This is a genomic window from Bacillus sp. FSL K6-6038, assembly GCF_038050455.1.
In the GTDB taxonomy this organism is placed as follows: domain Bacteria; phylum Bacillota; class Bacilli; order Bacillales; family Bacillaceae_G; genus Bacillus_A; species Bacillus_A pseudomycoides.
Map to the genome: position 1 here is coordinate 651,086 of NZ_JBBOUH010000001.1, position 13,021 is coordinate 664,106.

Genomic DNA, 13,021 nt, shown 5'->3' on the forward strand with positions numbered 1-13,021 from the left:
TTATGACATAGTCTTTATACTCTCATTCCCCATGACTGTCAATATTAACTTGGTCAAAAATTATACAACTTTGCGACAAAAATGTAAACGTTTTTACAAAATAAAATTATTGACGAAATTAATTATAGGGTTTAATATTTAAATACGTTAAATATTTTATTGTTTAAATAAGAGGTGGATAACATGCCAAATGATATGACTCATATTGATAGAATTCAGGCTTTAGCATTCTCTATAGGAAAGAAAATGCAAACGGAGTTACTAGAACAAATGCAAGCATCAGGACTTACACCACCGCAATTTTATATTTTAAAAATTTTAGACCATTACGGTGCATCAAGAGCAACGAAATTGGCGAAGAAAATGTATGTGAAACCAAGCGCAATTACAGTGATGATCGATCGGTTAATCGATCAAGAATTGGTACTGCGCTACCATGACAAAGAAGATCGCCGTGTTGTTGTAATTGAGCTGACGAAGAAGGGGAAAGATGTAGTAGAAGAGGCAATGACTGCTCGTAATAAGCATATTGCAAAATACTTCTCACAGTTAGAATTACAAGAGAGAGAAGATTTACTACGCTTATTTGAAAAGTTAGAGGTAATTATTTGCGGGGAATCTGAGAAGAAAGAGACAAACTAAAAGGAATTGAGGAGATTACATGGAGCAACAAGAAAATCAGAATAGAAAGCTGTTGTTAATCGGTCTAGTTATTGCCATGTTATTTGCTGCATTAGATGGAACAATCGTTGGTACAGCAATGCCGCGAATTGTTGGTGATCTAGGCGGATTAAGTTTAATGACATGGTTAACAACGGCATATATGTTAACATCAACAACAGTTGTACCAATTGCAGGTAAGTTAGCGGATTTATTAGGACGTCGTAACGTATATATTACAGGATTAATCATTTTTATGGTTGGTTCAGCACTTTGCGGTATGGCGAATGGTATGACTGAGTTAATTATTTTCCGTGGTATTCAAGGGCTTGGTGGCGGTATTATGATGCCAATGGCGATGATTATTATCGGGGATATGTTTACAGGGAAAGAACGTGCGAAATGGCAAGGAATCTTTGGAGCGTTATATGGTCTTGCTTCCGTAATTGGACCGCAAGTGGGCGGTTGGATTGTTGATGCTGTCAACTGGAGATGGGTATTCTATATCAACTTGCCAGTCGGTATTTTGGCGACAATCTTTATTGCAATGGGATTAAAAGGACATAAACAAACAGGTCCAATTAAAATTGATATCGCTGGTATTTTCACGATGATTCTTGGTGTTGTGACTTTATTACTTGCACTAACGTTTGGCGGGAAAGACTATGCTTGGGATTCTTGGCAAATCATTGGATTATTTGCACTTGCTATCATTGGTATAGTAAGCTTCATCATTGTTGAAACGAAGGCGGAAGAACCAATTTTACCAATGCATTTCTTTAAAAACCGTACATTTACACTATTAAATGCAATTGGTTTCTTTATGAGTATTGGAATGTTTGGTGCAATTATGTTCGTTCCATTCTTTATGCAAGGAATTGTTGGCGTAAGTGCGGCTGAATCTGGAACGATAATGACACCAATGATGATTACGATGATTGTGATGAGTATTATTGGTGGTCAGCTTGTATTAAAGGTAGGCGTAAAACCACAAATTATTACAGGTATGCTCATTATGGCTGGCGGTTTTTGGTTATTAACAACAATGGATATGCATACAACTAAACTTATTGCAACATCATATATGATGATTATCGGTTTAGGAATGGGTCTTGTAATGCCGACATTAACATTAGCATTACAAGAAAGTTTCCCGAAAAAGGATCTTGGAGTTGTAACATCTTCAAGTCAGTTCTTCCGTCAAATCGGTGGGACGTTCGGAATTACGATTTTAGGTTCTATTATGAATAATACGTCAGGTACAACATTGACAAATAAATTAGTTCCTGTACTAGATACATTCCCAGCAGAAGCGGGACAAATGGTAACGAAGTTTAAAGATATGATTCATACAGATCCACAAAGTTTATATTCTATGCTATTTAGCCCAGAAGCATTAAAACAAATGCCAGAAGCATTCTCAAATAGCATTGTACCAATTTTGAAAACATCTTTAGTGGATTCACTTCATAGTGTATTCCTAACAGGATTAGTCTTTATCGTAGTTGGTGCCGTATTTACAATCTTCTTACAAAAAATTAAGCTTTCTAATCGTAAAAAAGGTGCAGAAGAACCTGCTACTGAAGTAGAAGAGAAAGATACAAACGTATCTTTCTCATAATAAGAAAAAAGCATCGCCTTATGGTGGTGCTTTTTTAGTGTATAACATATAATCTTTTTTAGTTATAAATGATTGACGTATTTTTGTAAATGAGTTATATTATTTTCTGTAAACGGTTACATGAAATGGAGAGGGAAGAGAATGAGTACGATTAAAGATGTTGCGAAATTAGCGGGAGTATCTGTTGCGACCGTTTCCAGGGTGTTAAATAAGAACGGATATGTTCACGAAGATACATTAAAAAAAGTGGAACGAGCAATTGAACTGTTGGATTATAAGCCTAGTACAGTAGCACGTTCTTTATATAATAAAAAATCTCGCTTAATTGGTTTGGTTGTTCCAAATATCGTGAATCCATTCTTTCCAGAAGTTGCACGTGCCGTAGAGGATGTAGCACATAAGCAAGGATACACAGTTGTACTTTGTAATTCTGATGAAAGTTTAGAGAAAGAGAAACAATATATTGATGTGCTCAGACAAAATAATGTTGATGGGTTTATTGTGGCAACGAACCCACAAAATAGTATGAATTACATGAACTTGTCTGTGCCAGTTGTGGCAATTGACCGCATGTTTAATGAGCGTATTCCGACGGTATATGCAGATAACTATGCGGGAAGTCAAGAAGCAACAAAGTTACTGTTAGAAAAAGGGTGTCAACATATTGCGCATATTCGTGGACCGCGCGATGTGAGTACAGCAAATGAGCGTTTTGAAGGTTTTGTAGATGTTATTACACAATATGGGCTTTCTTATATGATTGCAGAAAGTACGTTTGATCCGGCAGATAGCGAACGTGTGGCAATGGAATTGTTAGAAGAGTATCCGCATATCGATGGCATTGTAGCTGGAAATGATTTGATTGCCATTGGGGTAGTGAAAGCGGCATTACAAAAAGGAATTTCCATTCCAGATGATTTACAAATTATTGGATTTGATGGTATTTCTTTAACAGAAATGATGTATCCATCTCTTACAACAGTTGCACAACCTATTTATGAAATGGGACGAATTGCAACAGAATTATTGCTAGAGCAAATGGAAGGAAATCAATTAGAAACCGAACATTATCGTTTACCGATTGAAATTATAGAACGAAATACAACGAAGTAAGGAGATGAGATATATGCCAAACATTGCAGTAGTCGGCAGTATTTCAATGGATTTAGTCGCTGTTTCAAAAAAGCGACCAAAAGCAGGAGAAACAGTGATTGGAGAAACATTTCATACAGTGCCTGGAGGAAAAGGAGCAAACCAAGCTGTTGCCGCAGCTAGATTAGGTGCAAATGTGGCAATGGTAGGTGCTGTAGGAAATGATGATTATGGAAAGCTAGTTAGAAAAAATTTAGAGAATGACCGTGTTTTTATCGACTATGTGGTACCGGTTACAGATGAAACGACAGGAATTGCTCATATTGTTTTAGCGGAAGAAGACAACAGTATTGTCGTTGTACAAGGAGCAAATCGTCTTGTGAATGAACAAATTGTTGATCGCGCAAAAGATCTTCTTGTAAAAGCTGATATGGTTGTCCTTCAGCTGGAAATTCCGCTAGAAACAGTGGAATACGTTCTTGATATTTGTGAAGAACACAAAATTCCGGTTATGTTAAATCCAGCTCCGGCACAAGTATTGCCAGTAGATATTTTAGAAAAGGCGACGTATATTACACCGAATGAGCATGAATGCCGCATTGTATTAGATGATTTTACGTCACCAATTGAAGAGTTACTTGCGAAATATCCAAATAAGTTACTGATGACAGAAGGTGGGAAAGGTGTTCGTTTCCATAATGGTACAGAGATTGTTCATGTACCAAGTATTGATGTTGAAGTAGTGGATACAACAGGAGCAGGTGATACTTTTAACGGTGCATTAGCGGTTGCACTTTCCGAAGGTGAGACATTACAAAAAGCAATCAGCTTTGCAAACATTGCCGGCGGTCTTTCTGTAACAAAGCTAGGGGCACAAGGTGGTATGCCAACAAGAGAAAAGGTAAGAGAAGTGCAGGTGATTGTTGGATGAAGAAGCATGGTGTATTAAATAGTGAAATTGCTGCGGTACTTGCTTCCCTTGGACATACGGATACAATTGTGATTGCTGATTGTGGTTTACCTATTCCAGATGGTGTAAAGCGAATTGATTTAGCGGTAGAACTTGGAAAACCATCGTTTCTAGAGGTGTTACAAGTTGTGATAGACGACATGGCAGTTGAAAAACTAACATTAGCAGGAGAGATTACGATCAATAATGCAGAAGTAAACAGAGAAGTTGAAGCACGTTTAAAAGAAGCTGCTTTTGAATACGTATCGCATGAGCAGTTTAAAGAACGTACAAAACAGGCAAAGGCAGTTATTCGTACGGGAGAAGCAACGCCATATGCGAATGTTATTTTACATGCCGGCGTGATTTTTTAATAAAGGGATGTGATGAGAATGCGTATTGAAATGAAAAATATTTCGAAAGCGTTCAATGGTAATCCTGTTTTAAAAAACGTACAGTTTAGTATTGAAACAGGAGAAGTCCATGCACTGATGGGGGAAAATGGAGCAGGAAAATCAACGCTCATGAAAATTTTAACAGGTGTATATACGAAAGATAGTGGTCAAGTCACGATTGATGGGCAAGAACGGACATTTAAAAACGCAAAAGAAGCTGAGGAATACGGAATTGCTTTTATTCATCAAGAGCTGAACATATTACCGAACTTAACAGTTGCTGAAAATATGTTTCTTGGGAAAGAGTTGATGTACGGCAAAACAGGCATTTTACGTACACGGCAAATGAATGGGTTAGCGCAGCAACAATTAGCAAGTCTTGGGCTTCACGTAAAAGGGGCTATGCTTGCTGGGGAATTATCAGTTGGACAGCAGCAAATTATTGAAATTGGTAAGGCCTTAATGACAAATGCAAGCGTTATTATTATGGACGAGCCGACAGCAGCCTTAACGGACCGCGAAATTGAAACACTCTTTACGGTTATTAATAAATTACGTAAAGAAGGCGTATCGTTCGTCTACATTTCACATCGCATGGAAGAAATCCTTTCTATTTGTGATGCTATTACGATTTTACGTGATGGGGAATATGTTGGAACGAGGTTAATTCCAGAAACATCATTTGATGAAGTAGTGAGTATGATGGTTGGTCGCAGCATCGGTGAGCGCTATCCGGAGCGCGATGCGAAGATCGGTGAAGTTATTTTTGAAATGCGTAACGCAACGAAAAAAGGGAAGTTTGAAAATATTTCGTTTCAAGTGAGAAAAGGTGAAATTCTCGGTGTCGCTGGATTAATGGGAGCTGGCCGCACTGATATTATGAAGGCGATATTTGGACATGAACCGTTAGATTCGGGCCAAATATTTATGAATGGGCAAGAAGTGAAAATTGATAGTCCAATTGATGCAATACGGCAGCGAATTGCCTTTATTACAGAAGATCGAAAATCAGAAGGGCTTGTCTTAGATTTTTCTATTCGTGAAAATTTAGCATTGCCAAATCTAGGGAATCTCTCAAAAGGTAGTGTGATGGATAAAGGAGTAGAAGCACAGTTCACAGAGGATATGATGAAGCTTCTCAATGTAAAAGCGGCAAATGGTGAACAAGCCGTCAAATCACTTTCTGGTGGAAATCAACAAAAGATTGTTATTGCAAAATGGCTAGGAATCCATCCGCAGCTGTTAATTTTAGATGAACCAACACGGGGCGTTGATGTTGGAGCAAAAAAAGAAATTTACTCTATTATGAACAAGCTTACAAAGCAGGGGGATGCGGTTATTATGGTTTCATCCGAACTTCCAGAAGTTTTGGGAATGAGCGATCGTGTCCTTGTTATTCATGAAGGAAAAGTAGGCGGTATTTTAGAGAAAGATAAAGCAACACAAGAGTCCATTATGGCATTAGCTACAGGGGGAGAGTAAGTTATGGCTAAAAAGGGGAATATATTGCAGCAGCTAGGTTCTTTAATTGGATTGGCACTGATTATTGTAGTTATTACAGCATTAAATCCAGCATTTATTGAAATACCAAATTTATTTAATATTTTACGCCAAGTATCGATTAATGCACTCATTGCATTTGGAATGACCTTCGTTATTTTAACTGGGGGTATTGACTTATCGGTAGGTTCTATTTTAGCATTATCAAGTGCACTTGTTGCTGGAATGATGGCAAGTGGCATGGATCCGTTCCTTGCAATGGCAGTTGGATTATTGGCTGGGCTTGTAATGGGAATTGTAAACGGTATCATCATTGCGAAAGGAAAAGTGGCACCATTTATTGCGACATTAGCAACAATGACCATTTTCCGAGGGCTTACGCTTGTTTATATGGACGGACGTCCGATCACTGGCCTTGGTGATCACTTAATGTTTCAAATGTTTGGCCGTGGTTACTTTCTTGGTATTCCCGTACCAGCTGTAACGATGATGATTGCTTTTGCTGCATTGTACTTTATTTTAAAGAAGACAACGTTTGGTCGCCGTACTTTTGCAATTGGTGGAAATGAAGAAGCAGCGGCATTATCAGGTATTAATGTAACAAGAATAAAAGTAATGATTTATGGTCTTTCTGGAATTCTGGCAGCGCTTGCGGGTATCGTGTTAACATCACGCTTAGATTCTGCACAGCCAACTGCTGGTTCTTCTTACGAATTAGATGCAATTGCTGCAGTTGTATTAGGAGGAACAAGTCTTTCTGGTGGAAGAGGTTGGATTGTCGGCACGTTCATTGGTGTACTGATTATCGGTGTACTAAATAACGGTCTAAATTTATTAGGTGTATCTTCTTTCTTCCAACAAGTTGTAAAAGGGCTTGTGATCTTACTTGCTGTATTAATTGATCGTCGAAAAGAAGCATAATGGAGGGACAATTCATGAAAAAATGGTTACTTGTACTCGTTGCACTCATAGTGGTAATCACTGCTGGTTGTTCAATGGAACCACCGGAATGGGCGAAGGATTCTAGCGATAAAAGTCGAAATAAAACTATTAAAGTTGGATTTTCTGTTTCAACTTTAAACAATCCATTTTTCGTTACGTTGAAAAAAGGGGCAGAAAAGAAGGCGAAAGATAGTGGCATTGAGTTAATTGCTGTTGATGCACAAAATGATGCAGCGAAGCAAACGAATGATGTTGAGGATTTAATTCAAAAAGGCGTTGATGTAGTTGTCATTAACCCAACAGATTCAGATGCAGTTGCTTCAGCAGTAAGTGCAGCTAATGCAGCAAACATCCCTGTCATTACAGTAGACCGCGTTGCAAACTCAGGAAAAGTTGTTTCACACATCGCATCAAATAATGTAGAAGGTGGAAGCATGGCTGGTGACTACATTCGTGAGCTTGTTGGTGAAGGTGCAAATGTTGCTGAGTTAGAAGGGATTCCTGGATCATCCGCTGCTCGTGAGCGTGGGAAAGGATTCCATAAAGTTGCCGATAAGGGGCTAAAAGTTGTTGCAAAGCAAGCCGCAGACTTTGACCGTGCCAAAGGATTATCAGTTATGGAAAACATATTGCAGGCAAATAATGATATAAAAGCAGTGTTTGCTCATAATGATGAAATGGCATTAGGTGCGCTGGAAGCATTAAAATCTGCTGGAAAAACAGATGTGGTTGTTGTTGGATTTGATGCCACAGATGATGCTGTGAAAGCGGTTAATGACGGACGTATGACAGCAACTGTTGCGCAAAAACCAGAATTAATCGGAGAGAAAGCGATGGAAACAGCAAGACAAGTGAACCAAGGTAAAAAAGTGGAAAAATTCATTCCGATTGAATTAGAGCTTATTAAGAAAAAATAAAATATAAACTTACATTTAGGAAGGAAGAAAAACAAATGAAATTTTTTATTGATACAGCAAACATTGATGAAATTAAAGAGGCAAATGATTTAGGCGTATTAGCAGGTGTAACAACAAATCCATCACTTGTAGCAAAAGAAGGCGTAGATTTCCATGAACGTATTCGTGAAATTTGCAGCGTTGTAACAGGACCTGTAAGTGCAGAAGTTATTAGCCTAGAATCAGATAAAATGATTGAAGAAGGAAAAGAATTAGCAAAAATTGCTCCAAACGTTGTTGTAAAAGTACCAATGACAAAAGAAGGCTTAAAAGCAGTAAAAGCATTCTCTGATTTAGGAATTCGTACAAACGTTACGTTAGTATTCTCTGCAGTACAAGCATTGCTTGCAGCGCGTGCAGGTGCAACGTACGTATCTCCATTCTTAGGTCGTTTAGATGATATCGGTCATAATGGTATGGACTTAATTCGCCAAATCGCTGATATCTTTGTAATTCATGACATTAAAACAGAAATTATCGCAGCATCTGTACGCCATAGCGTTCACGTAACAGACGCAGCATTAAACGGTGCACACATTGCAACAATTCCGGCAAACGTAATTGGCGCATTAGTGAAACATCCGTTAACAGATCAAGGAATTGAGAAATTCTTAGCTGATTGGGAGAAAACACAAGGGAAATAAAGTGAAACTTCCATCTGTGAAGGATTGGTCCCCGTTTATGAGGGGGAAACAAAAACTACCAAGGTTAGCATCACGTTAACCTTGGTAGTTTTTTTGTTTGTAAAATAATGAATAAAAGAATTTTCATGCAATTGTGCATATTGTCTTTTAAATTTTCTATCTAAGTTATTTAATATATAATAAATAACTCTTTTTTGTGAGTTTTTTTGATACGAGGTAAATAATCAGTACAGGGTCTGACCAGAGGACTGGAGGGCATGATTCTATAAGGGAATAATTACTATTCCATGATTATAGAACTATGTCTTTTTTATTGTATATAGAAGGGGGGATAGGTCTATATTATAGAACTTATATATATTGTGCATTCCATATTATCAATTATCTAAATTTTAAGTCTTGTTACAATTAATAAGGGAGGAAATAGTAATGAAAAGAAAAACACCGTTTAAAGTATTTTCATCTTTGGCAATCACGACAATGCTTGGTTGCACATTTGCACTTGGTACATCAGTAGCTTATGCAGAAACAACATCTCAGTCAAAAGGAAGTATTTCAACAACTCCAATTGATAACAATTTAATTCAAGAAGAGCGCTTGGCTGAAGCTTTAAAAGAACGTGGAACGATTGATCGATCAGCATCAAAAGAAGAGACACAAAAGGCTGTAGAACAATATATTGAAAAAAAGAAAGGTGATCAGCCAAATAAAGAAATTCTTCCGGATGACCCTGCTAAAGAGGCATCTGATTTCGTGAAAAAAGTAAAAGAAAAAAAGATGGAAGAAAAGGAAAAAGTGAAGAAGTCTGTAGAAAATGCTAGCTCAGAGCAAACGCCTTCACAAAATAAAAAACAGTTAAATGGAAAAGTACCAACTTCTCCAGCAAAGCAGGCTCCATATAATGGAGCTGTTCGTACAGATAAAGTACTTGTACTACTTGTAGAGTTTAGTGATTATAAACATAATAATATTGAACAAAGCCCTGGTTATATGTATGCGAACGACTTTAGTAGAGAGCATTATCAAAAAATGTTATTCGGTAATGAACCATTCACGTTATTCGATGGTTCAAAAGTAAAAACATTTAAACAATATTATGAAGAGCAGTCTGGTGGTAGTTATACGACAGATGGTTATGTAACAGAATGGTTAACTGTTCCTGGGAAAGCAGCAGATTACGGAGCAGATGGTAAGACTGGTCATGATAATAAAGGGCCTAAAGGGGCACGTGACCTTGTGAAAGAAGCCTTAAAAGCAGCAGCAGAGAAAGGATTAGATTTATCTCAATTTGACCAGTTTGATCGTTATGATACAAATGGTGATGGAAATCAAAGTGAACCAGACGGTGTAATTGATCATTTAATGGTCATTCATGCTGGGGTTGGTCAAGAAGCTGGTGGCGGTAAATTAGGTGATGATGCAATCTGGTCACATCGTTCTAAATTAGCACAAGATCCAGTTGCAATTGAAGGGACAAAGTCAAAAGTTTCATATTGGGATGGAAAAGTTGCTGCACATGATTACACAATTGAGCCTGAGGATGGTGCAGTTGGCGTATTCGCTCATGAATTTGGTCATGATCTTGGTTTACCAGATGAATATGATACGAACTATACTGGAGCTGGATCACCTGTGGAAGCATGGTCATTAATGAGTGGTGGTAGCTGGACAGGAAGAATCGCAGGGACAGAACCAACAAGTTTTTCACCGCAAAATAAAGATTTCTTACAAAAAAATATGGATGGAAACTGGGCGAAAATTGTAGAAGTAGATTACGATAAAATAAAACGTGGAGTAGGTTTCCCTACATATATTGATCAAAGTGTTACAAAATCCAATCGTCCAGGTCTTGTACGTGTAAATTTACCTGAGAAAAGTGTTGAAACAATTAAAACTGGATTTGGCAAGCATGCATACTACAGTACAAGAGGCGATGATATGCATACAACATTAGAAACACCATTGTTTGATTTAACGAAGGCAGCTAATGCGAAATTTGATTATAAAGCAAACTATGAACTTGAAGCAGAATGTGATTTTATTGAAGTGCATGCGGTGACAGAAGATGGAACAAAAACATTAATCGATAAACTAGGCGATAAAGTAGTAAAAGGTGACCAAGATACGACAGAAGGAAAATGGATTGATAAATCATATGATTTAAGTCAATTTAAAGGGAAGAAAGTGAAATTGCAATTTGATTATATTACAGATCCTGCTTTAACATATAAAGGATTTGCAATGGATAATGTGAATGTAACAGTCGATGGAAAAGTGGTATTTTCAGATGATGCAGAAGGACAAGCGAAAATGAAGTTAAATGGTTTTGTCGTTTCTGATGGAACAGAAAAGAAACCACATTATTATTATTTAGAGTGGAGAAACTATGCTGGCTCAGATGAAGGGTTAAAAGTAGGGAGAGGTCCAGTATATAATACTGGTCTTGTTGTTTGGTATGCAGATGATAGTTTTAAAGATAACTGGGTTGGCAGGCATCCTGGTGAAGGCTTCCTTGGTGTTGTTGATTCTCACCCAGAAGCTGTTGTTGGAAATTTAAATGGAAAACCAGTATACGGTAATACAGGGTTGCAAATTGCAGATGCTGCATTTTCACTTGATCAAACACCGGCGTGGAATGTAAATTCATTTACACGTGGACAATTTAATTACCCAGGCTTACCAGGTGTTGCAACATTTGATGATTCTAAAGTATACAGTAACACTCAAATTCCTGATGCGGGACGAAAAGTGCCGCAATTAGGGCTGAAATTCCAAGTTGTTGGGCAAGCAGATGATAAGTCGGCAGGAGCTATTTGGATTCGTCGTTAATAGATTAGTAATAAAATAGAAAAGTACGTTCTTCGTAGAAAGAACGTACTTTTTTACTTTGTGTAATACACATTGTTTACCTATATACAGTCTATCAAATGGTGTAGGGAAAAGGAATATTTCCGAGGAAATTGTCGAGACATAGTTGGTATTTATACATTTTTTGAAAAATGAGTGAAGAGTGTATCAAGATGATTGGTATAGAAGAAAGACGAGTTTCAGCAATTTACAATGAGTAGTATTCGGATACGATTATTACTGAAAAGTAAAAAAGAACAAGCGGAATTTTTAAATATATGAAATGAAAATACATTTTTTTGATATAGAGATAAATAGAGTTTACTCCTTTTTTGTCGTTTATGAATACATATATTTCAAGTTTTTACTGATTTTGAATCTAAAAAAATAATTATTTATAAAAAACAAAATTATATATTGATTTTGTTTTTTATTTTGAGTAAAATTCAAAGGAATTAATTAAGATAGTGATAGTTTAATAGTTTAATTGAAATCCTTTTTTAGGAAGGAAATGTAGAAAATATTTGTAAAGTTATATATATAGGGAGAGTAAAGTAATTGACAGCATTGAAAAAATTATCAGCTTTTGTGAAAAGTAGTATTGTTTTATTATGTGTAGCATGTATGTATTTTGCTATACCAACTGCACATGCAAGTGCGGAGACAGTTAAGATTTATCTTGATCCAGGTCATGGGGGAACAGATACAGGAGCGGTTGGAAATGGTTTACGAGAAAAGGATTTAACATTAGATATCGCATTACGTATTCGTAACATTTTAAATGCAGAGTATACAGGTCATGAAATTAAAATGAGTCGTACAAGTGATGTATATCCTACGCTAACACAGCGAACAACTGATGCAAATAATTGGGGAGCAAATTTCTTCTTATCTGTACATATTAACAGTGGTGGTGGCTCTGGTTATGAAGATTATAGCTATCCAAATGCAGGAGCACCAACTACGACTTACCAGAATATAATTCATCAGGAAATTATGAAAACAACTGACCTTGATGATAGAGGGATCAAAACAAATAATTTCCATGTGTTAAGAGAAACGAATATGCCAGCAGTATTAACTGAAAATGGGTTTATTGATCGAGCAGAAGATGCTCAAAAATTAGGTAATGCAACATTTAGAGAACAACTTGCAAGAGGGCATGTAAATGGTTTAGTAAAGGCATTTGGATTACAGAAGAAAACATTCTTAATTCGTGTGAAAACAGAAGAATTATATTATTATAATCAACCTGATTGGAATGCAAAGGCTGGTACTGTGGAAAAAGGTGATGTATTCACTGTTGTGGCAACGTTAACTGTAAATGGTTCAAAAATGTATAAGCTAAAATCAGGAAGCTATATAACTGCTAATCCTTCATATATTGAGGTTTTACAATAAAGATTTGATTGAAA

The 13,021-nt window shown here is 36.9% G+C and carries 11 protein-coding genes; all 11 read left to right on the forward strand.

The features are described 5' to 3' along the window. The first annotated feature begins 183 nt into the window (after positions 1-183). The 11 genes from NSQ40_RS03320 (at position 184) to NSQ40_RS03370 (ending at position 13,007) form a co-directional block, all read left to right on the forward strand. The gene (locus NSQ40_RS03320) at positions 184-642 is read left to right on the forward strand and encodes a MarR family winged helix-turn-helix transcriptional regulator (RefSeq protein ID WP_003195202.1); all 459 of its coding nucleotides are present in this window, start codon (positions 184-186) and stop codon (positions 640-642) included. 19 nt (positions 643-661) lie between these two features. After that, positions 662-2,281 (forward strand): MDR family MFS transporter, encoded by a 1,620-nt coding sequence (locus NSQ40_RS03325; protein WP_003195200.1) that lies wholly within the window; start codon positions 662-664, stop codon positions 2,279-2,281. Positions 2,282-2,422: 141 nt separating this feature from the next. Beyond that, on the forward strand, positions 2,423-3,394 hold the full coding sequence (locus tag NSQ40_RS03330) for a LacI family DNA-binding transcriptional regulator (RefSeq protein WP_033795879.1): 972 nt from the start codon (positions 2,423-2,425) through the stop codon (positions 3,392-3,394). Between the two features lie 13 nt (positions 3,395-3,407). Further along, positions 3,408-4,304, forward strand: a complete 897-nt coding sequence (gene rbsK / locus NSQ40_RS03335; protein WP_033797540.1) for a ribokinase — start codon at positions 3,408-3,410, stop codon at positions 4,302-4,304. Beyond that, complete coding sequence (rbsD, locus tag NSQ40_RS03340; RefSeq protein WP_033795878.1) at positions 4,301-4,696, forward strand: D-ribose pyranase; 396 nt, start codon at positions 4,301-4,303, stop codon at positions 4,694-4,696. Before rbsK ends, rbsD begins: the two co-directional genes overlap by 4 nt. An 18-nt stretch (positions 4,697-4,714) precedes the next feature. Continuing rightward, positions 4,715-6,199, forward strand: a complete 1,485-nt coding sequence (locus tag NSQ40_RS03345) for a sugar ABC transporter ATP-binding protein (RefSeq protein ID WP_098187808.1) — start codon at positions 4,715-4,717, stop codon at positions 6,197-6,199. 3 nt (positions 6,200-6,202) lie between these two features. Continuing rightward, positions 6,203-7,138, forward strand: a complete 936-nt coding sequence (locus NSQ40_RS03350; RefSeq protein ID WP_003195190.1) for an ABC transporter permease subunit — start codon at positions 6,203-6,205, stop codon at positions 7,136-7,138. 14 nt (positions 7,139-7,152) lie between these two features. Beyond that, positions 7,153-8,076, forward strand: coding sequence for a ribose ABC transporter substrate-binding protein RbsB (rbsB, locus tag NSQ40_RS03355; protein WP_033795877.1), 924 nt, complete (start codon positions 7,153-7,155; stop codon positions 8,074-8,076). Positions 8,077-8,111: 35 nt separating this feature from the next. Further along, the gene (gene fsa, locus NSQ40_RS03360) at positions 8,112-8,759 is read left to right on the forward strand and encodes a fructose-6-phosphate aldolase (RefSeq protein WP_003195186.1); all 648 of its coding nucleotides are present in this window, start codon (positions 8,112-8,114) and stop codon (positions 8,757-8,759) included. 429 nt (positions 8,760-9,188) lie between these two features. After that, on the forward strand, positions 9,189-11,588 hold the full coding sequence (locus NSQ40_RS03365; protein WP_018765551.1) for an immune inhibitor A: 2,400 nt from the start codon (positions 9,189-9,191) through the stop codon (positions 11,586-11,588). A 576-nt stretch (positions 11,589-12,164) separates the two neighbouring features. After that, the gene (locus NSQ40_RS03370) at positions 12,165-13,007 is read left to right on the forward strand and encodes an N-acetylmuramoyl-L-alanine amidase (protein ID WP_003205881.1); all 843 of its coding nucleotides are present in this window, start codon (positions 12,165-12,167) and stop codon (positions 13,005-13,007) included. Positions 13,008-13,021: the final 14 nt, after the last annotated feature.